The sequence below is a fragment of the Oscillibacter sp. genome (genome assembly GCF_032018205.1).
Taxonomy (GTDB): Bacteria; Bacillota; Clostridia; order Oscillospirales; family Oscillospiraceae; genus Oscillibacter.
Genome location: NZ_DALZOY010000001.1, coordinates 60,590 through 86,052 on the forward strand (window position 1 = coordinate 60,590; position 25,463 = coordinate 86,052).

The window sequence follows — 25,463 nt, forward strand, 5'->3', positions numbered from 1 at the left end:
TTCTATTCACCCCTACTGGGGAAAAAACTTTAAAAATGCTGCAAATTACCTACTCAGTGTATACCGAAAAATAAAAAAAAGCAACCGGGCCGTTCAACGGCCCGGTTGAAAATCAAAAATTTTACAAATTGCGGTACTTTTACTCCTCGCCGGTTTCAATCATACCGTAGCCTCCGTTTTTGCGCCTGTATACGATGGACAGGGAATCGTCCTCCTCACTGCGGAAGACAAAGAAGGAGTGATCCAGCAGATTCATCTGCAAAATGGCCTCCTCGGGGCTCATGGGCTTGACGGCGAAGCGCTTGGTGCGGACGATGTTGAATTCCTTCTCCTCGGTGACGTCAAACTCGTCAGGGGCTTCCGGGGAAAACCCTTCGTTCCGCAGACGTTTAGAAAGACGGGTCTTATTTTTCAGAATCTGGCGCTCGATATAGTTGGCGGCGGCGTCAATGGCGCTGCGCATGTCGCCGTCCGTCTCCTGCTTCTGGGCGCGGAAAAGGGTGTTGCCGCCGCGAATCGTAATCTCTGCGGTGCACAGGTGCTCCTTCTCCACGGAAAACGTCACAAACGCGGTGGCTTCCTCTTGAAAATACCGGTCCAGCTTGGACAGTTTTTTCTCGGTATAGTCCTTAATGGAACTGTTCAGAGTGACCTTCTTAAACGCAAACGTACACTTCATGGATATCGCTCCTTTCGTATGGTGAAAAGAGAGACCCTCTCTTTGACCTAGTATAACACGTCCCGCCAAATTTGAAAAGTAAATTTTCCGTGACTAAAACCGCTTCATTTCCGGGAGAGCCGACAAAAAAGTCCGGCGCGTCAAAAGACGCGCCGGATGCTTTTTATGGCAGGTAATTCAAGGGGTTGCGAGCGACGCCGTTATACCGGACCTCAAAGTGGCAGTGGTTTCCGGTGGAATTTCCGGTGGAGCCCATGCGGGCAATCTGTTGGCCCTTGTACACATGCTGCCCGACGGAAACGACCAGACTGGAGTTGTGGCCGTAATAGGTCACGTAGCCGTTGCCGTGGTTAATCTGCACCAGATAGCCATAGCCGCTCATCCAGCCGGCGTAGCTCACCGTGCCGCCGTCGGCGGCATAGATGGCGGTACCCCTCCGGTTGGCAATGTCGATGCCCTTGTGGTTTGTCGAGGCATAGCTGTAACTCAGGTTCCGATAGCCAAAGCGGGAGGTGATATTTCCGGAGCAGGGCCAGCGGAAGGAGCCGGTGGGCAGCCATGTGGGCCGGTCCTTGGTTCCCTGAAGCCGCTGTTCCGTGACAGGGTCCTTCAGGGTGACGGAGGAGAGAATCATCCGCTCCATCTCCTCGCCGTTGACATAGGTGACGTTGGCCACCACGTCGGCAGAGCCGTTTTCGCCTGCGGAGGTGACCTTGTAGTCGCCCTTGTAGAGGTCGGCGCTGTCGGTATATTCCACATCGAAGGGAATCGCGTCCATATATCGCTCCTGCTCCACCACGGTCATGGTGAGGTAGGGGACGGAGGCGGACAGGGTCAGCACCTCGCCGATGGACAGGCGGTTGATGTCGTAGCCGGGGTTCAAAGCCAGAAGCTCGGTGGAGGTAAGCCCGTGGCTGTTGGCAATCTGGGACCAGGTGTCTCCGCTTTTGACCTCGTAGGTCACCTCGGCGGTTTTGGTGCTGTACAGTGTTTCGGCCAGATATCCCAGATTCATGATGCTGTCGGTTGGCACGTAGCCGGGCTTGATTTCCACTGATTCTTCAAATTCACAGGAAATAGTGTTTTCATCGCTGATGCCGTCCTTGAGTTGCTTCAAAAGCTCATCCAGAGCGCCCTTATAAGAGGTCGCGCCGATCAGCTCCCCGTCCACGTACAGAGAATAGCCGTAGGTCACAAGGCCGATTTCCTCGGAAAGGCCCTCCTCCAACTCCTCGGAATCCACCACCTCGGACCGGGGCAGCAGAGAAGAGGAATATTGCAGCAGGCTCTCGTCAATGGCATAGCTGGAGCCGATGGCCCGGGAGGTGATTTGCTCCAACTGGGTCTTGGCGAGGTTGGCGGCGGAATCGGACTTCACCGCGCAGATTTGCTCGCCATTGTAAATCACCGTGGTGCCCACGGTATAGAGAGAGAAAAATACAAAGACCAGTGCCGCCGCGCCTGTAACCGCCAAAAAAGGCAAGGGTCGGACCTTCCTCTGCCCGAACAGCCGCGCAAACAAAGACCGGATGGGGTCAAAACGCCCCGCCAGAAGCTGGCGCTGGCCCTTTTTGTGCTCGGTGAACCGGGTGGTCAGCAGCGGAGTCATGTTTCGGGCAAACAGCAAAAGCTGCACCGCCACCAGATCGGATTCCGGGAACTGGCGGGCCTGTTCTTCCCGCACCAGATGGCGTGCCCGCCGGCGGAGCCGGCGGACGTTTCTGAAAAAGGCGGTCTTTTTCTCTGAGAGCAGCTCCCAAAGAAGCGCGGGAAAAGATTTTTCCTGAGCCGCCTCCCGTCGCCCGGATGTCCGTGCCGCAGGAGCGGCAGCCACCGCCGCCACCATGGGAGCCGAGGAACGCCGCTGCCGGGGGGACCGACTGGCTGGGGCCGTTTGCGCCCCCGTCTGAACCGGCGCGTCTTCCGGCCCTGCACCGACGGGAACGGGCTCTGCCTGCGCGGACGGGGCGCTCACCCGCCGCAGTACCGGCGCGGCCTGAGGTTCCTCCGCCTGACGGCGGGAACCGGTCTGAGGCGACGCAGCCCGCCGGGCGGCATGATTGTGGGATTTTGGGGAATGTTTACTCATGAAGACCTCACAGTCAAAATTAAAAAGCAAAACAAAAAAGTTACAGGAGGGTTACAGATTGTAACCGACGACATCATAACCCGTTTTCCTTGATTCGTCAAGCATTTTTTTGGCAAAACTGCTGGAAAATGAACCCAAAACCGCTTTGCTAGTCTGTCCGAAAATACCTTATTTATGAAATCGACCCAAATTGCGCTTCGAAATACGAAAAAGGAAAGCGGGTTCTGGATAAAAAGGCCAAAAACCCACGACTGCCTTTAAAATATTTTTCAGGATGCCTAAAAATATTTGCATTCCTCAAAAAATATGGTATGATATGCACAGTGCGAACGGCGGACGCCGTAATGAAAAGAAACGCGGAGAAGTCGCCGAAAAAAGGGTCTCGGCGACTTCCGAAAGGAGCGGCTGTGATGGAGAAAAGAACCCCAAGCCGGGAGGCGCTGTTTCAGCTTCGCGGCCCCGTGCCGACAGGGGCGGCGGTGTCTTTGGCGCTGCAGCATCTGGTGGCCATGATTGTGGGCTGCGTAACCCCTGCTATTATTGTGGCGGGGGTGGCGGGACTGAATCAGGCGGACGGTGTGCTCCTGATTCAGGCGTCACTGGTGATGTCGGCCGTGTCAACCTTTTTCCAGCTCTATCCCATCGGCGGGCGGTTTGGCTCTGGGCTTCCGGTGATACTGGGCGTCAGCTTTGCCTATGTGCCAAGTATGCAGGCCATTGCAGCTGACGGCGGCGGAGTGGCCGCCATTGCGGGGGCCATGCTGGTGGGCGGCGTGGTGGCCATGCTGGTGGGTTTCGGCATGAAGCATATCCGCCGCCTGTTTCCTCCGGTGATTACCGGTACGGTGGTGTTTACCATCGGCTTGTCCCTCTATCCAACAGCCATCAACTATATGGCCGGCGGCGCGGGCAATACGGCGGAATCCATTGCCGCCAAAGGTCTGCCCGAGACGCTGATTTACGGCTCGTGGGAGAACTGGCTGGTGGCGGTGCTGACACTGGTGGCTGTGATGCTGCTGAATCATCACGGCAGGGGCATTGGCAAGCTGGCCTCCATTCTGTTGGGCATGCTTGCGGGTTATGTGATCTCCATTCCCTTTCATATGGTGGACTTTTCCGACGTGGCGGACGCGGCGTGGTTTTCCCTGCCCAGACTGCTGCACTTCGGGATAAAGTTTGACCCCGCATCCTGCATTGCCATCGGACTGCTGTTTGCCATCAACTCCATTCAGGCCATCGGCGATTTTACTGCCACCACCATCGGCGGGCTGGACCGGGAGCCCACGGACAAGGAGCTGAAGGGCGGCGTCATCGCCTATGGCGCCACCAATATTTTAACGGCCCTGTTCGGAGGGCTTCCCACCGCAACCTATTCCCAGAACGTGGGCATTGTCAGCACTAATAAGGTGGTGAACCGGACGGTGTTTGCCATCACGGGCGGGTTTTTGCTGCTGGCGGGCCTTTGCCCCAAATTTGCCGCCGTTTTAACCACGATTCCACAGTGCGTGCTGGGCGGCGCCACGGTGACGGTGTTTTCCACCATCGCCATGACCGGCATGAAGCTGATTGCGTCGCAGGACCTCACCGCTCGGAATACCACCATTGTCGGCCTCTCCGCCGCGCTGGGCGTGGGCATTTCTCAGGCGTCCGCCGCCCTGAGCCAGTTTCCCGAGGCGGTGACGATGATTTTCGGAAAGTCCCCGGTGGTCATCGCCACGATTATGGCGGTGGTGCTGAACCTGCTGCTTCCCAAAGACAATGCATCATAAACCCGTCGGGCCGGGGAGGACGCGCTCCGGCCCGACGGGTAATCGCGTCTTGCTTTGCCGCTTTGGTCTTCAGAATGAGAGCCTTTTTCGCAAAATTGGGCGGGTGATCATGCAAATTGCCGATGCGGAGAGCTAATTTAAGGTTTTGATTGACAATTCAAGACAAATGATGTAATGTGGTATTGAAAATCATATTATGCGAAAGCGCCGGACAAATGACCGTTTGCCGGGAGCCTTCAAAGGAGTTTTTATGGCCTGGAATATTGTGTGCGACAGCAGTGCCGACATGGCAGACCAGAAGTGGGAAGACAGCCTCGTCCGTTTTATTTCCGTGCCGCTGCGCCTTTTGGTGGGCGAGCGGGAGTTTGTGGACGACGAACACATTCGCGTTCCCCAGCTTCTGGAGGCGATGCGTGAGGAGAAGACCGCGTCCTCCACGGCATGCCCATCGCCTTACGCCTTTGCCCAAGCGTTTTCCTCGGCGGACTGCTCCATCTGCTTTACCATTTCCGGAAACCTTTCCGGTACGCTGGCTGCTGCCACGACGGGGCGGGAGTTGGCGCTTGAGGAGTATCCGGAGAAAAAGGTCTGCGTTATTGACTCTAAAAGCACCTCTGGGTGTATGGTCCTGCTGGCGCGGCGGGCAAGAGCTTTGATTGAGGAAGCCGTAAACCCGGATTTTGAGAAGATCTGCGCGGAGCTTCGCATTTATCAGGCCGCTCTGCGCACAGTGTTTACTCTGGAGAATTTTGACAACCTGATTAAGAATGGACGTATGCGCCCTCTGGTGGGGAACCTGCTCCATTCCCTGGGAATCCACGTAATTGCGGATACCACGCCGCAAGGCTCTATTCATGTGGCGGATAAGGCTCGCGGCGAAACGAAGACCTATCAGGCCATTACAAAGCAGATGGCCGCCAGTAAGGACTGCACCGGGGCCGAGGTGATTATTTCCCACTGCCAGAACCTGCCGGGAGCCGTCAAGCTGAAGGAGCAGATTCTGCGGGACCTGCCGGTGAAGGGCGTGGAAATTATGGCCTGCCGGGGCCTAACCAGTTTTTATGCCATGGAAAAGGGCCTGATTTTGGGCTATTGAGGATACGCAAGGGCGCCTGCGGAATCTTTCCGCAGGCGCCCTTGTGTATTGGAAAACCACCGTTTCTTCTCGGAATATTGCTGGCGGACAAATATTAGCGGAAATTTGGCACGAACTATGGTATAATAAACGCAAAGTGGTTAAGATACTTTTGAATACGACATATTTCATGCTATTTCAACAGAAAAAGACTGGGAGGGGAAGACTTGCGCACTCGAAAATCTCTTTTGAGGAGTATTTTTCCCTTTCGACGAAGGGATTTGTTGATATGCACGGCGATTCTAATCTGCGCATGGACGGCCTGTATGATATTGCTGCACGCCGATACCAGCGAGGGCTTTGCTTCCCCGGTTTTTGTGCTGGCGGTGCTGTTGATTTCCCGCCTGACCGACGGATATCTGTTCGGGCTGCTGGCCGCCGTGGTGGGGGTTGTCTCCGTAAACTATATGTTTACCTATCCGTTTGGGGCGATTGATTTTACCCTTTCCGGCTATCCGCTGACCTTTTTGACGCTTCTCATGGTTTCCATTGTCACCAGTGCTCTGACCACGCAGATTAAACAGCAGGAGAAGCTCCACACCGACAACGAGATGGAAAAAATGCGCGCGAACCTGCTTCGCTCCGTGGCCCACGATATCCGTACGCCGCTGACCTCCATTGTCGGGTCTACTTCCGTCATTTTGGAAAACCCTTCGATTTCAAGCGAGGAACAGGGAGATTTGCTGCGGGATGTGCGGGAGGAAGCGCAGTGGCTGATCCGGGTGGTGGAGAATCTTTTGTCCATCACGCGAATCGGGGAAAACGGGCAGGCACACATCGTCAAGAAGAATGAAGCGGCGGAAGAAATTTTGGGAGAGACGGCCCGGAAATTTCGCAAGCGGTTTCCCAATGTGCATATTACTGTGGAGGCGCCCCACGAGCTTTTACTGGTGCCGATGGACGCCATTTTGATTACGCAGGTTCTGGCAAACCTGTTAGAAAACGCTGTGCGACACGGCGAGACCACCACCCGGGTGGCCCTGTCAGTGAAGCGGGACGGAAGAATGGCCAAGTTTTCCGTTCAGGACAACGGTCAGGGAATTCCCAGAGAGCAAATGCCCCGCCTGTTTGACGGAACGCTGAAGCGTAGCGAGACCCCTGCCGGCGATGGAAAGCGGGATATGGGACTGGGACTGATGGTGTGCCTCACCATTGTGAAAGCCCATAAGGGCTTCATGGAGGCGCGGAATATAAAAGGCGGCGGCGCGGAATTTGTATTCTGCCTGCCCGCGACAGAGGAGGAAGAACAGTGAACATCCGGGAAAAGATATTGGTGGTGGAGGATGAGAAAAGCATCTCCCGGTTTATCTCCGCCATACTGGACAACAACGGCTATGAGTCCGTACAGGCCCGAACGGGGACGGAGGCGCTGTCCATGATTTCGTCCCACTGCCCGGATCTGGTGATTTTGGATCTGGGGCTGCCGGACATGGATGGGCTGGAAATCCTGCGAAATCTGCGCTCCTGGTCCAGTCTTCCGGTGGTGGTGGTCTCCGCCCGGGACCACGAGCAGGACAAGGTGGCGGCGCTGGATTTGGGTGCGGACGACTATCTGACAAAGCCCTTTGGAACCGCCGAGCTGCTGGCGCGGGTCCGGGCCGCCATCCGCCACACCCGCACCACCTCAGCCAACGACGGGGTTGCCCGGGAGGGCACGTATTCCGTGGGCCGCTTGACCATTGATTACAACAAGCATCAGGTGCTGGTGGACGGGGAGAACGCGAAGCTGACGCTCAGTGAGTTCCGCATTGTGGCACTGCTTGGCAAATACGCGGGCAAGGTACTCACGTATGATTTTATTATCAAAGAGCTGTGGGGCCCCCGCGCGGGGGATGATAACCAGATTCTCCGGGTCAATATGGCAAACATTCGCCGTAAGGTGGAAAAAAACCCGGCGGAACCGGAGTACTTTTTCACAGAGGTAGGCGTGGGGTACCGCCTTGCCGAGGGGAATTGAGCTCTGGACCGGCAGTTTTTTGAAGGAACCAGATATATCTGAAAACAAACGGAAAGCGGTTTATAAAACCCGCTTTCCGTTTTTATGTGCGCAGAATGTATAAAAGACGTCCTCTTTTTAACGGGGTGTCGTTCTTGAAAAATATTTACTTTTGGCAATAAATTAACGAAAAATTAACGATAACTAAATTATTTTTTATAAAATCGAAATAATTCTTAACAAACTCTGAACGCTTTTTATAGGAAAAATCTGATATTATCTTAACAAGGACCCTAACAGGGTCCGCAAAGAGCCGTGTGGGAGCGGCAGAAACAAAGGAGTGTGTGTATCTATGGCAACCTTTTTCATTGGCCTCGTAATTCTTGTAGGCGGAGGAGCGCTTTATGGCACCTTCTGCGAGAAAATTTTCGGGCCGGACGACCGGGAGACGCCTGCCTATTCCAAGCAGGACGGCGTTGACTATGTTCCCATGAAGGAATGGAAGAACAGCCTCATCAACCTGCTGAACATTGCCGGAACCGGCCCCATCATCGGGCCCATTCAGGGTATTTTGTTCGGGCCCATCGCGTTTTTGACCATTCCCATCGGCAACGTGATCGGCGGCGCCATGCACGACTATTTCTCCGGCATGATCTGCCTGCGCGACGGCGGCACTCAGATGCCCGAGATGGTCCGCAGATATAGCAATAAGGGTGTTTACGCGATTTATCAGGTGATCCTCTGCGTGCTGTTGCTGCTGGTGGGCGCGGTGTTCATCTACACCCCCGGCGACATTGCCGCCACGCAGGTGTTTAGGTTCTCCGGCGCACCTACCGCTGTCTCCACCTGGGTTATTTATGGTGTGATTTTTGCCTACTATCTGATTGCCACCGTTTTCCCCATTGATAAGATTATCGGCAGAATTTATCCCGTTTTCGGCGCGATTTTGCTTTTTTCCGCCGTGGGCGTGTTTGTCGGCCTGCTGGTGCAGGGTTATCCCCTGCTGAACGTTTGGGACGATTGGAACGGCGGTCTTATTAAGTACGGCGACTATTTTGGCACCAATCACTTCTTCCCCATCTTCTTCATCACCGTGGCCTGCGGCATTCTCTCCGGCTTCCACTCCACGCAGACCGCAATTATTGCCCGGACCATGAAGAAGGAGAAGCAGGGCCACACTACTTTCTATCGCATGATGACCTTGGAGGGCTTCATTGCCATGATCTGGGCTGCGGGCGCCATGGGCGTTTACAACCTGGGCCTGCAGGAGGCCAATCCCTCTCTGGCCACCGGCACCATCGGCGTTGTCTGCAAGAGCCTTCTGGGCAATGCGGGCGGCCTGATTGCACTGCTGGGCGTGATTGTTCTGCCCATTACCTCCGGCGACACGGCTCTTCGCGCCCTGCGCCTGAGCATTGCCGAGTCCTTCCACATTGACCAGAGCAGCAACGGCAAGCGCCTGTCTCTGTCTGCCGTTATCTATGTGCTGGTGGCCGTGATTCTGGTGTTTGCAAAAATGAATCCCGCCGGCTTCAGCATTCTGTGGCGCTATTTTGCATGGACCAACCAGACGCTGGCCCTGTTTGCGTTCCTGGCCATCTCCATCTGGATGTTTGAAAACGGTAAGGCCAAATACGTGTGGGTGCCTCTGATTCCCGGCGCGTTTTATGCTTTTGTTACCATTACGTTTATTATGAACGCCAAAATCGGCTTTAACATTCCCTGGGGCGTCGCCTATGCCATCGGCGGCGTGGCGGCGATTGCTTATGCGGCTGTGATTCTTTGGTATGGTCGCCGCAGAGCTGCGTCTTCGCCCCTGAACGTGAGGAAATAATCTTTAAATCTTGCCTGCCGCGAAGAAGAGCGGCGGAGCGCTACATACAGACAGAGCCGCGGCTGGGGCCGCGGCTCTGTCTGTATTTTTGAAGCCAGAAAAAATTTACAGGAATGTCAACGCAGAGCCGTAAGCTTTGGAAATACTGTGTATTGTAATTCCTTCTCTGCAACCGTATAATTGCGGTAAGAAAAGACAAAGTGGCGTAAATTTGTCCTCGAATTACAGACATGACTTTGCCAAGAAAAGATGGGAAGCGAGATTTTCCGGGCCGTTGGGATCGGAAGTGAAACCACCGCATGGTTTTGGGATTACGGACAGCAGGCGCGAGAGCTTTATAATTTTTAGGAGGGGACGACCATGCTGACTCTGGAAATGATTCAGGAAGCGCAGGCCGCTCTGCGGGGTGTGGCGAGAATAACGCCGCTGAATCCTGCCAAAAAGCTGGGAAAAAACGTGTACATCAAGGCTGAAAATCTCCAGCTTACCGGCGCGTTCAAGCTTAGGGGCGCCTATAATAAGATTCGCTCCCTGACGGAAGAGGAGGCAAAGCATGGCGTCATTGCCTGTTCTGCCGGGAATCACGCGCAGGGGATTGCGCTGTCCGCCGCCAAGCTGGGGATTAAGTCTATCATCTGTATGCCTGCCGGTGCGCCCATCAGCAAGGTGGAGGCCACGCGAAACTATGGTGCGGAAGTAGTGCTGGTTCCCGGCGTGTATGACGACGCTGCCGCAGAGGCTGCGCGGCTGACACGGGAGCGGGGCTATACCTTTGCCCATCCCTTCAACGATGAGCTGGTCATGGCGGGACAGGGGACCATTGGCCTTGAAATTCTGGAGCAACTGCCCGAGGCGGAGCAGGTGGTGGTTCCCATTGGCGGCGGGGGCCTGATCTCAGGCGTGGCCTGCGCCATCAAAAGCCTGAAACCATCCTGTCGGGTGGTGGGCGTGCAGGCGGCCGGTGCGGCGGGGATGTACGTCTCCCAGCGGGCGGGCCGCCCGCTGAAGCTGCCCAGCGTTTCCACCATTGCGGACGGCATTGCCGTGAAGGAACCGGGAGATCTGAGTTTTGCCCTGTGCGCGAAATACGTGGACGAAATTGTCACCGTAAAAGACGATGAAATTGCCACTGCCATTCTGGCGCTGATGGAGGACCAGAAAACTGTGGCGGAGGGGGCGGGCGCGGTGCCGGTGGCCGCCGTCATGTTCGGAAAGGTGGACGTGACCGACCGAAAGACAGTGTGTCTGGTTTCCGGGGGAAATGTGGATGTCACCACGTTGTCCCGCATTATAACCAAGGGACTGTCCAAGTCGGGGCGGCTGGCGGAATTTTCCGCCAAAATTGCTGATAAGCCGGGAAGCCTTCTGGGCCTTCTTCAGGTGGTGTCGGACACGGGCGCCAATATTCTCAGTATCAACCACTCCCGGGAGGATAAGCACGCTGACGTGGGGGCGTGCATCGTGTCTATGGTGCTGGAGACGCGAAACGCCCAGCATGTGGATGACATCGAGCGGGAGCTGCACGCAAACGACTATGAGGTGCTGAGCAGGTAACAGGCGGCTATCCGCCCTACGGCGAAAATAAAGGAGAGACGGCGCGATCAAATCGCGCCGTCTCTCCTTATTATATATATTATATATTGCGGATAAGAACGGCCTATCGCTTAAAAAACACGGCAGAAGCTTTTGTCGGGATTCACCTGTTGGACCGTCGCCAGATTTTCTGGTCCTGAGCGGCGGCAATCAGCGTATCCTGAAAATCCGGATGAGCAATGGAGATCAGCAGCTCCGCCCGCTCCCATGTGGAGCGGCCCGCCAAATTTACCGCGCCGTTTTCCGTTACAATGAAATAGGCCTGACTGCGGGGGTCTGTGACAATGTCTCCATTGAAGTGGGGCAGAATGCGGGAGCGACGGACGCCGGATTTATCCACATAGAAGGAGGTCATGCAGATAAACGCCTTGCCGCCCCGGGACATGGCCGCGCCGGTGAGATAGTCCAACTGGCCGCCGGTGCCGCTGATGTGGCGCAGCCCCGCGCTTTCGGCGCACACCTGCCCATAGAGGTCTGCGGCAATACAACTGTTGATGGAAATCATGTCGTCAATCCGGGCAATGGTTTCCGGCGCGTTAACGTATTCCAGCGGCGCGGCCGCAATGCCGGGGTTTTGGTCCACCCAGTCATACAGGGCCTGAGAACCGAAGACGATGCCCAGCATCCCCTTATTGCGGTGGATGGCGCAGCGGGCGCCGGTGAGTTTACCGGCGCGATGCAATTCGTAGTACGCGTCGCCGCACAGCTCCGTGTGCATCCCCAGATCCTTCAGGTCGGATTGGGCCAACAGAGAGCCAACTACGTTCGGCATACCCCCGATGCCAAGCTGAAGCGTTGCCCCGGAGGGAATTTGAGGTACAATCAGCTCCGCGATTTTTAAATCCTCTTCTGTGGGCTGGGGGACGGGAAACTGGGGCAGGGGTAAGTGCGTGCCCTCTACCACAAAATTTACCTCCGAGATATGAACGGACTCGTCAAACCCGCCCAAAATACGTGGCAAATGCTCGTTTACCTCCAAAATGACCACGTCCGCCTTCTCCAAAATTCCCCGCGCCACGCCTGCTGCGCAGGAGAGGTTGAAGTAGCCGTGCTTATCCATGGGGGGCACGCACATCATGGCTACGTTCACGGTAAGAAAATGACGATAATAAGCCGTTATGTTCCGAAAAATCATGGGAATGTAATTGCAAAGGCCCCGGTCGCAGAGCGTGCGCTCATAGGCGGAGCAGTGCCACGAGTTGTACAGGAAGTGCTCCCGGCTGGGGTCGCACTCCACCGTCTGGAGGGGAGAGAAAATCAGGTTTCCCCGGATTTTGACATCTGACAGCTCGTCACGGCGCTTCGCCAGCGCCAAGTCCAAAAGCGTGGGGAAGCAGACGTTGGTGGTGTAGTCCACCCAATCGCCGGACTTCACCGCCCGGACCGCCTCCTCCGGTGTGCGCAGCTTTGCGCGATAATCCGCAAAAATGTCCATATTGGCAGCGTCCTTTCCCAATCGAGTCCCTTCGTTTAGAAGGGCTGATATTGCGTTTAGTATAGCATCTGCACCTCACCGTCTCAAGATTTTTTTCCTGAAAGTGCGGACGAGCTCGCTTTGTCCGCGGCTCCCCAAAAAATAAAAAATAAAAGTAAACAATTACGTTTATCTTTCACTAAAAATTTTTTTTTTAAAAGATTTTGAAGCAAAAAGTAAAAAAGAGCTGAGTGCATTGCAAAAAATTCAAAAAAATAAGATTTTTCGAAAAAGGAGAGGCTGTCGGGACTAAAAATGGATGTGAATATAAATACATAAAATTACGGAATATTTAAATAAAAAACACATAAAACCGAAAGTTACAGAATAAGTAATTATTTTCATAAATAATAAATTGTTAAAACCTAAGGGAAAGTGGGTTAATGGGCAAGGGGATTTTACAGCCCAGAAATAAAAAAGAGAAAAAACCCTCGAAAAACCTCGAAAAAGGTCGAACACACAAATTCAAATGAGAATGCGTATTATATGTCTCATAAATCACGGCAATTTGCTTTAATCTCGCAAAATATCTGTATAATTCGAGTAAAAAATGTAATTTTCGACAAAATATGAAGATTTTTGTTGCTTTTTATACTAAAACATCTTATAATATGGCATTGATAAACCAGTCGCGCGGAGGATTAGAAGCCAAAAAGTGAAATGGCTTTCTCCGGCGCGGAGCCAAAGGCGAAGGGGGCGCGGAAAATGGACTATGTAACTAGCAACTCGGAATTGATGATGGAACGCTCCATGCGTTTCCTTTGGGCAAAGCAGACTGCGATTTTGGATAATATTTCAAATGCGGAGACGCCGGGGTACAAGGCAAAATACGTCACCTTTGAGGAATCCCTGAAGAAAAGCCTTAAATCTGCTTTGGGAGCGTCGGCCCCTGCGGCGGCGTTTCGCAGCGTGCTGGAAGACGCCCGGCCCACGGTTCGCACTGCCAGCAGCGAGAGCACTCGCATGGATGAAAACGGCGTGAACATGACGGAGCAAGGCGTGGAGCTGGCGCGGAATACCTATCAGCTTCGCTATGCGATGAATTCCATCAGCAGCAACCTGAGTATCCTGCGCACCGCCATCAAGGGCCAGTGACCCCACGCGGACTTGTGAGGAGGAAATGACATGGCTTTTTTAAGCTCTATGAATATCATCGGCTCCGGCCTGACGGCACAGCAGCTTCGGCTGGACGTGGTGTCGGAGAACATTACCAATATGAACACCACCCGAACGGAGGCCGGCGGCGCCTACCGGCGCAAGATGGTGGTGCTTGAAGCACAGGACGGGCGGGACAGCTTTCGCAATGTGCTGGCCCGCAGTTCTCTTTCGTCCAACGCGGGATATAACACCGCGGGAGGCGTTCGGGTGACGGAGATTGCTGAGGACCCATCCGACCTGAAGCTGATGTACGATCCCACCCATCCTGACGCCAATGAAGACGGCTATGTGGAGCTGCCCAATGTCACGCTGGTGAAAGAGGTTACGGACGCCATGGCCGCCACGCAGGCGTACTCTGCCGGGGTTACGGCGCTGAACTCCCTGAAGACTGTAATCAATCAGGCGCTGGAGATCGGCAGATAATAACAAGAAAAGCGAGCCGCGCGAACAAAGGCGGCGACCCGGCAACGTTTGAAATGCCGGAAGAGGAGAGGTTTTGATGAGCACAGAATTTACAGGAATTCAATCCACCATCCGGCCGATTTCCGACTTGTCCGCACTGAGCGGCGCACAAAAAGCGGACGGCGGGGAAACCGGCGGGGTTTTCGCGGATATTTTTCAGACGGCCATTGACAATGTGAAGTCCACCGACAAGGAAATGGTGGAAGCACAGTATCTTTTGGCCACCGGTCAGTTGGACAATCCTGCGGAGGCGACCATCGCTGCCACGAAGGCCACTGCCGCCGTGGAGCTGCTGATTCAGTTGCGGAACAAGGCGCTGGACGCCTATGGCGAACTGAATCGTATCAGCCTGTAACGGGCGGCTTTTAAAGTTTAGGTGGGGGTAAAGCAAATTGCAGGAGACGCTGAAGGGCTTTGGCGGAAAACTTAAAGAGTTTTTTACCAAGATGAGTAAAAAAACGCGGATAATTTTAGGCTGTGCGCTGGGTGCAGTGATTTTGGCGGGCGCTATTTTTGCCATTGCCATGAGTCATCGGCCCTACGCTGTTTTATTTACGGGCTTGAGTCCGGAGGAGGTTACCTCCATTTCCGCTTACTTGCGGGATAACGGCGCAACGGACTTTCAGGTGCAGGGCACGGACACAGTTTTGGTGCCCGAGGCGCAAGAGGAGCAGTTAAAAGCAGACTTGCTGCTGGCGGGCTATCCCACCTCCGGCTTTGCGTATGAGACATATCGGCAGGGTGTGGGCGCCATGTCTACGGATTCTGACCGGCAAATGGCATATTTGCAGGACTTGCAGGACCGGATGGCAGGCGTCATTCGCCGCTTTGACGGCGTGAAATCCGCAGTGGTCAACATTACGCAGGGGGAAGACCGGCGCTATGTGCTGGACAGCAGCAATATGGTAAACGCCTCAGCCTCGGTCTTTGTGACCATGCAGGGGAACGGGGCGCTTCCCGACAAGGTGGCATCCGCCATCCGCTATCTGGTGGCCCACTCGGTAAAAGGCCTTGTGATTGACAATATCGCCATTTCAGATTCTCTGGGCAACGTTTATTCCGGCGCCGCCGGTACTGCCGGGGCAACGGATGCGTCCGAATTGAAGCTGCGGCTGGAGGAGCAGGTGGACAACAAGGTCCGCTCCCAGATTATGATGGCGCTCACTCCGTTTTATGGCGCGGATAACGTTCGTGTGGCGGTAAGCAGCACCGTGGACGTGGACCACACCGTGGGCGAGAGTACAAAATATACCCTTCCCGACTGGGCGGGCGACGGCTCTACCGGCGGAGAGGGAATTATCGGCTCCAAGGTCTACGATCAGGAAGTTGTTCGCGGGGACAGCGATACTGCCGGAGGTGTGGCGGGAAACCAGACCAACGCGGACATCAATACTTATGTTGAAAACCAGACCGGCGTGGACGACGAGAAAACCTACATCAAAAATCAGGGTGAAACCAATTACAATGTGGATACCAACAAGCAGCAGACAGAGCGGATTGCAGGCGTGATTGCTGACTTGATGGTGTCCGTCAGTATTAACAGCGCGGTTTCCGGCAGTATGACGCCTGCCGAGCTGATCAGCCACGTGGGCCATGCCGCAGGCATTGCTCCCAATGAGCAGACGGACAAAATTTCCATTCTGTTGGCCCCGTTCTACGATCCCGACGGAGGAATCGTCCCCGGAGGAAACGAACTGAACCTGCCTCCGTGGGTGCTTCCGGCCGCCATAGGCGGCGGAGCGCTGCTGCTGGTGCTTCTGCTTCTGCTGGCCATTTTGGGAAGCAGACGCAAAAAGCGGAAGGCTTTGGCCGCTGCGTCCATGGTGGCGCAGATCGCCTCGCCGCAGGTGGCGGAGGTCGAGGTGCCTTTGAATGGCGCGGACATTATGACCGTCAAAACGGAAAAGAGTATCCAGCTCCGTCAGAGTATCCGCAAATTTGCGGAGGAAAATCCCGAAATGGCCGCGCACATGCTGAAAAATTGGCTGAGGGGAGGCGAAGAGGATGAGTAACTCCAGAAAGACCAGGGGCGGCCCAAACGCCACGGCTGAAAAGACCCAGACGGCGGCGGCCAACTTTGCGGGTGAAAATCGTGACGAGATGCCCCGGCCCCAGCAGGCTGTGAAGGAAAAGCCGCTCCCGGTTCTCTCCGGGCCTCAGAAGGCCGCGGCGGTGATTGTCTCGCTGGGTGCAGATAAAGCATCTCAAATCTACAAGTTTATGGACTCCGACGACGTGGAAACCCTGACGCTGGAGGTAGCGAAGCTGGGGTATCTGGACTCCCGCCAGACGGAGGATATTCTCGGCGATTTTTACGAGCTGTGCCTCACCAACAAGGCGATTACCGAGGGCGGTCTGGAGTACGCCAGAACGGTTCTGGAAAAGGCATTTGGAGAGCAGACGGCAAACCAACTGCTGGAAAAAGTGGAAAAGTCCATGAAGAACCGGCAGTTTGCATTCTTGGACAAGGCGGACGCCAAATCCTTGTTTTCCGCCTTACAGTATGAGCGGCCCCAGACCATTGCGCTGGTGCTGTCCTATGTCAGTCCCGGTAAGTCCGGCAACGTGGTGGAGCAGCTTGACCCCGCCAAGCAGATCAAAGTGGTGGAGAACATGGCCAAAATGGAAAGCCCTTCTCCCAGCACCATGAAAATTATAGAGGCGGAAATGGGGCGGCGGTTCTCCACCATCATCAGCAGCAAGCATGTGAAGGTTGGCGGCATCGACTTTGTGGCCGACATGATGAACAATATCGACCGTTCCAGCGAGAAGAGCATTTTCGACGGCTTGTCCATCTACAATCAGGAGCTGGCGGACGAAATCCGCAAGCGGATGTTTGTATTCGAGGATTTGGTCAGTATGGACGACCGCTCGGTTCAGCGCTTCCTGCGGGACTGCGACCCCAAAGACATTGTCCTCTCCCTCAAGGCCGCCACCGACGACGTGTCCAACAAGCTGCTCGCCAATATGTCCACCCGCATGGCGCAGAACATCCGGGACGATCTGGAGATTACCACCAACGTCCGCATGAAGGACGTGGAAGAAGCGCAGCAGCGCATCGTGGATGTAATCCGCAAGCTGGAGGAGCAGAACGAAATTATCATCATCAAGGGCGGAAAGGACGACATCATTGCGTAACGGGAATGTCCTGAAAAACTTTATAAGACCCAAGGCGGAGCCCTATCTTTTCCCCGACAATCTTGAGGATGAAACGCCCGCTGCGACACAGAGAAACGCGGCGGAAGACCTGCGGGAGGGCTTTTTAGACGAGCTGTTTGTTGACGGTGCGCCCCAGGGCGGGGACGCTCCGGCAAAGGAAAAGGACAGCTTCCGGGAGTCGGAACAAACGGAGGAACCGCTTGCCGCGGCCGGCCGGATTCAATTTGCAAACGTGCAGGCCGAGGCGATTCTGGCAGCGGCGAAAGAGGAAGCAGAACAGATGAAAGCCGCCGCTGGGGCCGAGGCCCGGACCATGGCGGAGAAAGTTCGGGAGGATGCCCGCCGGGAGGGCTACCGCGAGGGTTATGCCGAGGGGATAGCCGGGGCGGAGCAGGATTTGGCGGAGCGACGCGAGACACAGGCCGCCAAGCTGGAGCAGCAGCTTCAAACCTTTTTGGAGAATATCGCTTTGGCACAGGACGAGTTGATGGATGACGCCAAGACCGACATGCGGGACCTTGCGGTGGCGGTGGCGGAAAAGGTGGTGCGCATCAGCCTGAAAAGCTCCAGCGGCGTCATTGCCAAGATGATTCAGGACGCCACGGAGAAAATGAAAAAACGGGAATGGGTCCATATTTACGTCTCCGGCTGCGATGCCAAGGGCCTTGCCCAGATTACCCCTCGGCTGACCCGGGCGCTTTCCGGACTGTCCGACCACATCCGCATCATTCCCGTGGCGGAGGAGGAGGGCGGCACCTGCATTATCGAAACGCCAGACGCCATTATCGACGCCAGCGCCCCTACGCAGATGGCCAATATTCGGGCGATGCTGGAAAATATCTCGCCGGACGATGGCCCATCCCAGAACTTCGGACGACGCCCGGGCGACCGGTGAAAAAGGAGCAGCCGTGTTTGGTCAAATGATCCAGCAGCTTCAAAACGCCGATACCTTCAGCCTCACGGGAAGGATCGAGAATATCGTCGGCATGTCCATCGAGGCTTCGGGTAAAAACGCGGCCGTGGGCGACATCTGCCGCATATACAACGGCGACACCGGAGATCAGGTGACGGCGGAGGTGGTGGGCTTTAAAAACGACCGCATTCTCCTGATGCCTTACTCCGACATGAGCGGTATCTCCGCGGGCAACTTTGTCCGCAACACGGGAAAGCAGCTCACCCTCCCTATGGGGCTGTTTCTCAGAGGGCGCATCATCAATGCGCTGGGTCAGCCCATCGACGGCGGCCCCGCCTTTGAGGCCGGGACCTCCCACTGCGTGGAGGGCAAATACATCAATCCTCTCTCCCGCCCTGCTATTACGGAGCGGATGGAGTTCGGCGTGAAAGCCATCGACGGGCTGCTTACCATCGGAAAGGGCCAGCGTATCGGAATCTTCGCAGGTTCCGGCGTGGGCAAAAGCACCCTGATGGGTATGATCGCAAGAAACGTGAAAGCGGATATCAACGTTATTGCTCTGGTGGGCGAGCGCGGCCGAGAGGTTCTGGATTTCGTCCGCAAGGATTTGGGGGAAGAGGGCATGGCCCGCTCCATTCTGGTGGTGGCCACCTCTGACCAGCCCGCGATGCTTCGTAAAAAATGCCCCTCCGTTGCCACCGGTATTGCGGAATATTTCCGGGATCAGGGCTACGACGTGCTCTTGATGATGGATTCCCTTACTCGGTTTGCAATGGCCCAGCGGGAAATCGGTCTTGCCGTGGGCGAACCGCCCGTGGCGCGGGGATACACGCCCTCCATTTACGCCGAGCTTCCTAAGCTTTTGGAGCGCAGCGGAAATTTCGAGCGCGGCTCCATCACCGGAGTTTACACCGTTTTGGTGGAGGGCGACGACACCAACGAACCCATTGCCGATACCGTCCGGGGCATTCTGGACGGGCATATCGTTCTCTCCCGGCGGCTGGCCGCCGCAAACCACTATCCCGCCATCGACGTGGGCGCAAGCATTTCCCGTCTGATGACGGATATCGTCCCCATGGAAAACCGCAGAACGGCGGGCCGCGTCCGAGACATCATGAGCGTCTATGAAAAAAGCTCAGATCTGGTGTCCATCGGCGCGTACAAGGCAGGGACGAACCCCAAGCTGGACTACGCTTTGAACAAAATCGACGCCATTGACAGTTTTCTAAAGCAGGGCATTGACGAGGCGTTTTCCTATGAGGAAACCATGGGAGAGATGGATCGCATTCTCCAATAAAGGCCGGATTGCCGGAGAGGGGGCCTAAGGCGTGAAAAAGTTTCGTTTTTCGCTGGACACCGTGCTGGATTACCGCCGACAGGTCCAGGACTCCATTCAGGTGGAGCTGGGCGCACTGACGGCGGAGGTCCGGCGGCAGGAAGCCGCGCTGGAGGCCGCGCGGCAGAAATACGCGGAAATCAACCGGGAGTACCGGGAGAAAAAGGCCGACGGCATGTTGATCGCGGAGCTCCGGGCCTATGAAACGGCGCTGGAAGTGCAGGAGGCCATGTGCGTCCGGGAGACGGGAAAGCTGAACGTCCTCCGAAGGCAGGAAGAGGCCAAGCGCCGGGAGCTGGTGGGTGCCAAGCAGGACGCTTCCTCGGTGGAAAAGCTGAGGGAGAAAAAGTTTTTGGCCTACACAAAGGAATTGGAAAAAAGCGAGGAACAGTTTATCGATGATTTGGTGTGTGCCCGCAGCGGAATTGCGCGGAGCGCAGCGCCTTAATCATAAATCGCGGCCCCATTTCATTGAAAGGAGGTGAGAAAATGACGATGACGAACGAATTGCTGCAAATGATACAGGTTTATGCCCAAACCCGGACGCAGAAAACCGACGTGACCAACGACATCCAAACATCCCAAAGCGGCGCGTCCGACTTTGAAAAGCTGCTGCGAAACCGTACGGATGCGGGGCGGACAAAGACGGTGGAGCAGCCCGAACCCGGAAAAGCCGAGGCAGAGCAGCCGCAGGACCCACAGGATGAAGCCCTTCGGGAGGTGACGGCGGCGATGGCGATGCTGATGTCTCAGACCCAGCTGCCGCAGGTGCAAACCGCGGAGCTTTTGCCGGAGGAATCCACGCCGCAGGCCATGGCACCCGCAGTTTTGCAGATCGGGGAAGAATCGGCTTCGGCAGATGGCCCTGTGGAAACCGGGCTTTTGAACGCGGGAAACCTTGGCGCAAAGCAGGAAAACCCGTTGGGACGGGACACGACCGCTCTTTACACAGTCCGAAACCCGGAGACAGGGCAGGATGCGGGGCTTTCTCAAAGCACTCAAACTGCACAAGCTTCTCAAGCGACACAAATTCTATCTTCGGAGAATACGGGCGCACAGTCCGGTGGCGCGGATGCGCAGGCACAGAGTGAATACGCCGACCTGCTTCGCAGTTCCCAGAGCAATGAAGCCCTTCAGCCCGAAAATGCCGACGCGGGAGCACCCCAGCCCCTGTTCCGCGAGACGGACGCCGTCCCCGTGAAGGTGGGCGAGCCGGTGGCGGACACCACCCGGACGGATTTGGACGACCAATTGACAGAGCAGGTGGGCAAAGCCCTGAGGGACGGCACACAGCAAGTCAAGCTCCGCCTGAACCCCGATCATCTTGGCACGCTGACCATTGACCTGACTCGAACGCAGGACGGCGCGCTTCAGGTGGTGTTCCACACGACCACCGAAAAGGCGGCGGACCTGTTGAGCCGCCACGCGGACAGCCTGAGCGCTCTGCTCCAGAGCAACGGTCAGAGCACGGTGCAAGTGGAGGTTCGGCGACAGGAGGAAACCCAGCAGTATCAGCAGCAAGACCAGCAACAGGATCGGCAGCAGGAGCACAGCCGCCGCCAGCAGGACCAGCGCCGCCAAAGCGGAGAGGATTTCCTCCAGCAGCTTCGGCTGGGCTTGGTAACACTGGACGGACAGGTGAGCTGAACGATTCGGATTCTCGAAAGAAAGGAGCAACTTATATGAGCAGCTTTATCGGCGATATCGCAAATATTGGCAGTGTCAGTTCAACGTCCAGCAGCAAGTCTGGTTCAATGACCCTGGAAATGGAGGGCTTTTTGCAGTTGATGCTTGCCCAGTTCCAGAATCAGGACCCGGAAAACGCCGCTTCTACCACCGATATGCTGAATCAGATGGTGCAGATGTCCATGGTGCAGGCCATTACCAACATCACAGACGCCGTTACACTGAACTATTCCGCCTCTCTGGTGGGAAAAGAAGTGACCATCGGCAGCTACGACTCCGATGGAAAGCTACAGGAGCTTGTGGGAACCGTCTCCGGCACGGGCACATACAACGGCAATCCCGTGGTATTTGTGAACGGAAAGAGTTACAGCATGAGCAGCATCATGGCAGTGGGCCGCCTGCCCGACTACAAAGAGGAAGCGTCCGGGGATACGACCACCTGAACCCAAGCAGACCGACTCTGCGTTCTGATGGCGGAGAGGACGGTTTTACTCCATCAATCAGACTGTCAAAGGAGTGAGAGCAATGATTGACAGGATATCTCCCCTGCAAAACGGCGGATTTTCCGCAAAAACTTCTGCCGCCAAGGCGGAACAGACCTCCTTCGGAGCGGAGCTTTTGCAGCGCCAGCGGGAGAGCCAACCCGTCGCATTTTCTAAGCACGCCCGTGAGCGGGCGGAACAACGCGGCATCTCCGTGGACGAACAACTGATGGATCGGTTGAGCGACACGGTGGAAAAAGCTCAGGCCAAGGGCGCAAACAACATTCTGGCTTTTGACACCACCCGGGCATTTATCATCAACGTTCCCAACGGGCGGGTCATCACCGCCATGTCTCCTGAGGAGATGAAAGAAAACATTTTTACAAACATTGACGGCGCCGTGATCCTGTAAAACAGAGAGCAGGACCGGAAGGATGCTCTGGGGAGGGTCCGATTGACCAGTCCCCGGCGGCGCCGACCGAAAGGAGTTATTTTCCATGACAGGTGCAATGTATTCCGCGATTGCGGGCCTGAAGGCCCACATGAACAAGCTCAGCGTCATCGGCAACAATATTGCCAACATCAATACCCCTGCCTATAAGAAGGCGCAGACCCTTTTCAGCGAAGCGATTTACACCACGCTTTCCGCCGGTTCCAACGGCACGACGAAGGTGGGCGGCGTGAACCCCTCTCAGGTGGGCTACGGCGTGAGCATCGGCTCCATTTCCATGGACATGAGCACCGCCAACTTTAATGCTGACGGTGACTCTATGCACTGCATGATTATGGGTGACGGATTTTTCCTCACAGGGCAAAAGCCCGGTGTGACCGCCTCCAACACGCTGACGGAGACCGATGCCCAGAATCTGGAGTTGAGCCGCGTGGGTGACTTTAAGTTTGACTCTCAGGGCTATCTGGTGGATGGCCGGGGCAATGTGATTTACGGCTGGGTTACTACTTCCGGGAACGAAACGGCGGGAGCGATTGTCGACGCGGACAATCCAAAGACCAGCGGACAGTTGGTGCCCATCCGCCTGCCTATGGCAGCAAGCCAAACCTATCCCGGAGGCACTGTTACCGCCGGAACGGCGATTTATCCCGGAATCGAAACAACAGGTGGCATGAATGTGTATCCGGCTGCCACAGAGGAGCTGTCGCCCGCATCCATTGACAGCATTGCCATTGACAAGGCCACCGGCAAAATCACCGGCAACATGAAAGACGGCGGCGCGCCTGTGGTGGTTGGCTATATCGCGCTGGCAAACGTGGCCAATCCCAGCGGCGTCACCCGTATAGACAACGGCTATTACAAGGCCGGAGAAGGATCTGGAAAATGCACCGCCGTCTCCATCGGCGGCGCGGTGACGGCCAAGGTCAATAACAGCACGGACCCGGATGCTAAGTCCATCCAAAGCGCCGGAACCACCACATTGCAGGACGGCGGCCTGGAATCCTCGGGCACCGACCTTGCCACTGAAATTGCCGAAATGATTACTACCCAGCGCGGGTATCAGGCCAACACGCGCATTATCACCGTCACCGACTCCATGCTGGAGGAACTGGTGAACATGAAGCGCTAATTTTCGGAAACGAAACCTCATGAAACCTAACGGCGCGCCGCCGGACACGGGGAAGCCCCCCGTGTCCGGGGTACGCCGGTGATTGGAAGGAGAAGCGTATGATTGTCTTGACAAAGATGAACAGCGACAGGTTTTTGGTGAACCACCTGCAAATCGAGTGCATCGAGCTGATCCCCGAGACAAAAATCGTGATGATGAACCGCAGCTACTATCTGGTGCGGGAAACGGCAGAGGAAATCGTGCGCAAAATCGCGGAGTACAACGCCAAGGTGCAGGATATCTCCCGCGCGGTGAGAGTAATCGGTCAGCGCTGAGGAAAAAACGCAGCGCTTTCGGGTTTCTACGGGGCCGACCTGATCCGTGCGCACGGAAGCCGCGCGTCTTTGGTGCGCGGGGATCAGGTAGGCGCTTATAAAAATCGGGCGGCGGCGCGGGTGCGCCCTTTGCCCGGCAGGGGTGAGAAACAGATGAATATAACCTATATTATCGGCACGGTAGTGGCCATGGGCATTATGATCGCGGGCATGATGTTCTCCAGCGACGCCAGCGGTTTTGTCTTTGAGCCGGGGCAGGTCATGAACTTTCTGGATCCGGCCAGTGTTCTGATTACCATTGGCTGCACGTTTGCGGTGGTGGTGGCCAGCTTTCCGCCAAAAATGCTGAAGAATTTACCTCGGCATTTCCGGATTATGCTGAACACCAAGAAGTACGACCCTATGTATTACATTGATCAACTGGTGGAGCTGGCGCAGGTGGCCCGGAAAAACGGACTTTTGGCGCTGGAAGAAAAGGCCAATGCGCAGGACGACCCGTTTTTCAAGCAGGCCATTATGCTGATTGTGGACGCCAACGACGCCGACAAGGTGCGGGGCATTCTCAATAACGACATCGAATGCATGTCCGCCCGCCACGACGGCGTGGCAGGAATGTATGAGCGCGGTTCCTCCGTGGCCCCAGCCTTCGGCATGGTGGGCACGCTGGTGGGTCTTATTAACATGCTGAAGAACATGAATCTCTCCGGAGACGGCGGCTCATCCAGCATCGGCTCCGACATGGGAACGGCCCTGATTACCACGCTGTACGGCTGCGTGCTGGCCCATATGATTTTCAATCCCATCGCCTCCAACCTGCGCACACGGGACGAGGAGGAGGTGCTCTGCAAGATGATTATTGTAGAGGGCATCATGTCGATCCAATCCGGCGAAAATCCCAAGTCCCTGCGGGAAAAACTGCTGACTTTCGTGGACCAGAATAAGCGCGAAGAAGGCGGCGCAAAGGGCGAGAAAAAGAGCCGGGGCAAGAAGAAAAACGAGGAATGATTTGGAGAAACACGAGGGGGTGAGCGGTATATGAAAAAGAGAAAGAGCGATGGCGGAGCAAGCTGGATGGACACCTATGGTGACATGGTGACGCTGTTGCTGTGCTTTTTTGTGTTGCTGTACTCCATGTCCACCATCGACCAACAGAAGTGGGTGCAGTTGGTGCAGAGCTTCAACCCCGATGCGACACACGAAGTTACGGAAAACAGCGGCAACAACGGTCAGCTTGCGGACCCCACCACTCCGGTGGATGGCGAACAGTCCGACAGCAGCCTGACACAGGCACAGATTGTGGCCTCCATTGAGCAGCTTTATCAGGATTTAAAGTCCTATGTCGCCCAGCAGGGCGCGGCGGAAAACATATCCGTCACCAAAGGCGATGGATATGTTTTCATCTCCTTTAACGATGCCGTGTTTTTTGACGGCGACAGCTATGTTCTGCGGCAGGATGGTAAAGAGGTTCTGGAGGACGTAGGCATGATCGTTGGGAAGGCCAGCCTCGCCATCGACGAGCTGCGGGTTCTGGGCCATACGGCACAGGGCGACCCCGGAAAGCCCAACAATCCAACGGTAGACCGGTTTTTGTCTTCTGACCGGGCCGCGGTGGTGCTGATTTACTTGCAGGAAATGGACATTCTGGACCCTGCCCGGATGATCAGCATGGGCTATGGGCAATTCCGCCCCGTGGCGGATAACGCGACCCGGGAGGGCCGGGCCAAAAACCGCCGGGTGGAGCTGATTGTTACTGGTAAAGACCTGACCAGCACCCTGGGCGATCAGATTGAGCAGTATTACACAGAGCGGGGAACGGAGTCGCCCGCTTCCACCGAAGCACAAGGAGACGGGACCGCCGCGTAAT

General features: G+C 55.8%; 24 protein-coding genes. 21 read left to right on the forward strand and 3 right to left on the reverse strand.

Features of this window, described 5'->3' with window-relative positions; translation table 11 throughout:
- Positions 1-139 precede the first annotated feature (139 nt).
- Positions 140-679: a ribosome hibernation-promoting factor, HPF/YfiA family gene (gene hpf, locus RTU96_RS00250; protein WP_312634253.1), complete on the reverse strand. Its 540-nt coding sequence runs from the start codon at positions 677-679 to the stop codon at positions 140-142.
- Positions 680-842: 163 nt separating this feature from the next.
- Positions 843-2,768, reverse strand: coding sequence for a peptidoglycan DD-metalloendopeptidase family protein (locus RTU96_RS00255; RefSeq protein WP_312634254.1), 1,926 nt, complete (start codon positions 2,766-2,768; stop codon positions 843-845).
- Positions 2,769-3,178: 410 nt separating this feature from the next.
- On the opposite strand from RTU96_RS00255, the gene RTU96_RS00260 reads away from it, so the two are divergent.
- The 6 genes from RTU96_RS00260 to ilvA all read left to right on the forward strand — a co-directional run bounded on the left by RTU96_RS00260 (position 3,179) and on the right by ilvA (position 10,996).
- Positions 3,179-4,537 (forward strand): nucleobase:cation symporter-2 family protein, encoded by a 1,359-nt coding sequence (locus tag RTU96_RS00260; protein ID WP_312634256.1) that lies wholly within the window; start codon positions 3,179-3,181, stop codon positions 4,535-4,537.
- A 250-nt stretch (positions 4,538-4,787) separates the two neighbouring features.
- On the forward strand, positions 4,788-5,633 hold the full coding sequence (locus RTU96_RS00265) for a DegV family protein (protein WP_312281691.1): 846 nt from the start codon (positions 4,788-4,790) through the stop codon (positions 5,631-5,633).
- 263 nt (positions 5,634-5,896) lie between these two features.
- Positions 5,897-6,925 carry a DUF4118 domain-containing protein gene (locus RTU96_RS00270; protein ID WP_312634543.1) on the forward strand — a complete coding sequence of 343 codons (1,029 nt, stop codon included), beginning with the start codon at positions 5,897-5,899 and terminating at the stop codon, positions 6,923-6,925.
- Positions 6,922-7,629, forward strand: a complete 708-nt coding sequence (locus tag RTU96_RS00275) for a response regulator (protein WP_293010036.1) — start codon at positions 6,922-6,924, stop codon at positions 7,627-7,629. The genes RTU96_RS00270 and RTU96_RS00275 overlap by 4 nt, the downstream gene beginning before the upstream one ends.
- Positions 7,630-7,960: 331 nt before the next feature.
- Positions 7,961-9,442, forward strand: a complete 1,482-nt coding sequence (locus RTU96_RS00280) for a carbon starvation CstA family protein (RefSeq protein WP_312634257.1) — start codon at positions 7,961-7,963, stop codon at positions 9,440-9,442.
- A 360-nt stretch (positions 9,443-9,802) separates the two neighbouring features.
- Entirely contained in the window at positions 9,803-10,996 is a 1,194-nt protein-coding gene (ilvA, locus tag RTU96_RS00285) for a threonine ammonia-lyase (RefSeq protein WP_312634259.1), read from the forward strand.
- Positions 10,997-11,138: 142 nt separating this feature from the next.
- On the opposite strand, the gene RTU96_RS00290 is transcribed toward ilvA, so the two are convergent.
- The gene (locus RTU96_RS00290) at positions 11,139-12,470 is read right to left on the reverse strand and encodes an acetyl-CoA hydrolase/transferase C-terminal domain-containing protein (RefSeq protein WP_312634260.1); all 1,332 of its coding nucleotides are present in this window, start codon (positions 12,468-12,470) and stop codon (positions 11,139-11,141) included.
- Positions 12,471-13,214: 744 nt separating this feature from the next.
- Here RTU96_RS00290 and RTU96_RS00295 point away from each other — a divergent pair.
- From RTU96_RS00295 to RTU96_RS00365, 15 genes are all read left to right on the forward strand, one after another.
- A complete protein-coding gene (locus RTU96_RS00295) occupies positions 13,215-13,604 on the forward strand; it encodes a flagellar biosynthesis protein FlgB (RefSeq protein ID WP_312634261.1) in 390 nt (129 codons plus the stop codon).
- A gap of 30 nt (positions 13,605-13,634) precedes the next feature.
- The gene (flgC, locus tag RTU96_RS00300) at positions 13,635-14,090 is read left to right on the forward strand and encodes a flagellar basal body rod protein FlgC (protein WP_312279903.1); all 456 of its coding nucleotides are present in this window, start codon (positions 13,635-13,637) and stop codon (positions 14,088-14,090) included.
- 76 nt (positions 14,091-14,166) lie between these two features.
- A complete protein-coding gene (locus RTU96_RS00305) occupies positions 14,167-14,484 on the forward strand; it encodes a flagellar hook-basal body complex protein FliE (protein ID WP_294852481.1) in 318 nt (105 codons plus the stop codon).
- Positions 14,485-14,521: 37 nt separating this feature from the next.
- Positions 14,522-16,141 carry a flagellar basal-body MS-ring/collar protein FliF gene (fliF, locus tag RTU96_RS00310; RefSeq protein ID WP_312634263.1) on the forward strand — a complete coding sequence of 540 codons (1,620 nt, stop codon included), beginning with the start codon at positions 14,522-14,524 and terminating at the stop codon, positions 16,139-16,141.
- Positions 16,134-17,267, forward strand: coding sequence for a flagellar motor switch protein FliG (gene fliG / locus RTU96_RS00315; protein WP_397356147.1), 1,134 nt, complete (start codon positions 16,134-16,136; stop codon positions 17,265-17,267). The genes fliF and fliG overlap by 8 nt, the downstream gene beginning before the upstream one ends.
- Positions 17,260-18,183, forward strand: a complete 924-nt coding sequence (locus RTU96_RS00320) for a FliH/SctL family protein (protein WP_312634264.1) — start codon at positions 17,260-17,262, stop codon at positions 18,181-18,183. The genes fliG and RTU96_RS00320 overlap by 8 nt, the downstream gene beginning before the upstream one ends.
- Before the next feature lie 13 nt (positions 18,184-18,196).
- The gene (locus RTU96_RS00325) at positions 18,197-19,498 is read left to right on the forward strand and encodes a FliI/YscN family ATPase (RefSeq protein WP_312634265.1); all 1,302 of its coding nucleotides are present in this window, start codon (positions 18,197-18,199) and stop codon (positions 19,496-19,498) included.
- A gap of 31 nt (positions 19,499-19,529) precedes the next feature.
- A complete protein-coding gene (fliJ, locus tag RTU96_RS00330; protein WP_312634267.1) occupies positions 19,530-19,985 on the forward strand; it encodes a flagellar export protein FliJ in 456 nt (151 codons plus the stop codon).
- Between the two features lie 41 nt (positions 19,986-20,026).
- Entirely contained in the window at positions 20,027-21,184 is a 1,158-nt protein-coding gene (locus tag RTU96_RS00335; RefSeq protein ID WP_312634268.1) for a flagellar hook-length control protein FliK, read from the forward strand.
- Positions 21,185-21,219: 35 nt separating this feature from the next.
- Positions 21,220-21,666 (forward strand): flagellar hook capping FlgD N-terminal domain-containing protein, encoded by a 447-nt coding sequence (locus RTU96_RS00340; RefSeq protein WP_312634269.1) that lies wholly within the window; start codon positions 21,220-21,222, stop codon positions 21,664-21,666.
- Between the two features lie 82 nt (positions 21,667-21,748).
- Complete coding sequence (locus RTU96_RS00345) at positions 21,749-22,117, forward strand: TIGR02530 family flagellar biosynthesis protein (RefSeq protein WP_312634271.1); 369 nt, start codon at positions 21,749-21,751, stop codon at positions 22,115-22,117.
- Positions 22,118-22,202: 85 nt separating this feature from the next.
- Positions 22,203-23,285 carry a flagellar hook-basal body complex protein gene (locus RTU96_RS00350; protein WP_312634273.1) on the forward strand — a complete coding sequence of 361 codons (1,083 nt, stop codon included), beginning with the start codon at positions 22,203-22,205 and terminating at the stop codon, positions 23,283-23,285.
- A gap of 98 nt (positions 23,286-23,383) precedes the next feature.
- Positions 23,384-23,599: a flagellar FlbD family protein gene (locus RTU96_RS00355; RefSeq protein ID WP_293010319.1), complete on the forward strand. Its 216-nt coding sequence runs from the start codon at positions 23,384-23,386 to the stop codon at positions 23,597-23,599.
- 153 nt (positions 23,600-23,752) lie between these two features.
- Complete coding sequence (locus RTU96_RS00360; protein ID WP_312634274.1) at positions 23,753-24,604, forward strand: MotA/TolQ/ExbB proton channel family protein; 852 nt, start codon at positions 23,753-23,755, stop codon at positions 24,602-24,604.
- Positions 24,605-24,634: 30 nt separating this feature from the next.
- Positions 24,635-25,462: a flagellar motor protein MotB gene (locus tag RTU96_RS00365; protein WP_312634276.1), complete on the forward strand. Its 828-nt coding sequence runs from the start codon at positions 24,635-24,637 to the stop codon at positions 25,460-25,462.
- Position 25,463: the final 1 nt, after the last annotated feature.

What these genes read in the sequence shown, in the direction of transcription:
- RTU96_RS00260 (WP_312634256.1), top strand. Translation starts at nt 3,179, where the DNA reads ATGGAGAAAAGAACCCCAAGCCGGGAGGCGCTGTTTCAGCTTCGCGGC.
- RTU96_RS00345 (WP_312634271.1), top strand. Translation starts at nt 21,749, where the DNA reads ATGATTGACAGGATATCTCCCCTGCAAAACGGCGGATTTTCCGCAAAA.
- RTU96_RS00350 (WP_312634273.1), top strand. Translation starts at nt 22,203, where the DNA reads ATGACAGGTGCAATGTATTCCGCGATTGCGGGCCTGAAGGCCCACATG.
- flgC (WP_312279903.1), top strand. Translation starts at nt 13,635, where the DNA reads ATGGCTTTTTTAAGCTCTATGAATATCATCGGCTCCGGCCTGACGGCA.
- hpf (WP_312634253.1), bottom strand. Translation starts at nt 679, where the DNA reads ATGAAGTGTACGTTTGCGTTTAAGAAGGTCACTCTGAACAGTTCCATT.
- RTU96_RS00305 (WP_294852481.1), top strand. Translation starts at nt 14,167, where the DNA reads ATGAGCACAGAATTTACAGGAATTCAATCCACCATCCGGCCGATTTCC.
- RTU96_RS00340 (WP_312634269.1), top strand. Translation starts at nt 21,220, where the DNA reads ATGAGCAGCTTTATCGGCGATATCGCAAATATTGGCAGTGTCAGTTCA.
- RTU96_RS00265 (WP_312281691.1), top strand. Translation starts at nt 4,788, where the DNA reads ATGGCCTGGAATATTGTGTGCGACAGCAGTGCCGACATGGCAGACCAG.
- RTU96_RS00290 (WP_312634260.1), bottom strand. Translation starts at nt 12,470, where the DNA reads ATGGACATTTTTGCGGATTATCGCGCAAAGCTGCGCACACCGGAGGAG.
- RTU96_RS00360 (WP_312634274.1), top strand. Translation starts at nt 23,753, where the DNA reads ATGAATATAACCTATATTATCGGCACGGTAGTGGCCATGGGCATTATG.
- RTU96_RS00365 (WP_312634276.1), top strand. Translation starts at nt 24,635, where the DNA reads ATGAAAAAGAGAAAGAGCGATGGCGGAGCAAGCTGGATGGACACCTAT.
- RTU96_RS00335 (WP_312634268.1), top strand. Translation starts at nt 20,027, where the DNA reads ATGACGATGACGAACGAATTGCTGCAAATGATACAGGTTTATGCCCAA.
- RTU96_RS00255 (WP_312634254.1), bottom strand. Translation starts at nt 2,768, where the DNA reads ATGAGTAAACATTCCCCAAAATCCCACAATCATGCCGCCCGGCGGGCT.
- RTU96_RS00280 (WP_312634257.1), top strand. Translation starts at nt 7,961, where the DNA reads ATGGCAACCTTTTTCATTGGCCTCGTAATTCTTGTAGGCGGAGGAGCG.
- ilvA (WP_312634259.1), top strand. Translation starts at nt 9,803, where the DNA reads ATGCTGACTCTGGAAATGATTCAGGAAGCGCAGGCCGCTCTGCGGGGT.
- RTU96_RS00355 (WP_293010319.1), top strand. Translation starts at nt 23,384, where the DNA reads ATGATTGTCTTGACAAAGATGAACAGCGACAGGTTTTTGGTGAACCAC.
- RTU96_RS00295 (WP_312634261.1), top strand. Translation starts at nt 13,215, where the DNA reads ATGGACTATGTAACTAGCAACTCGGAATTGATGATGGAACGCTCCATG.
- fliG (WP_397356147.1), top strand. Translation starts at nt 16,134, where the DNA reads ATGAGTAACTCCAGAAAGACCAGGGGCGGCCCAAACGCCACGGCTGAA.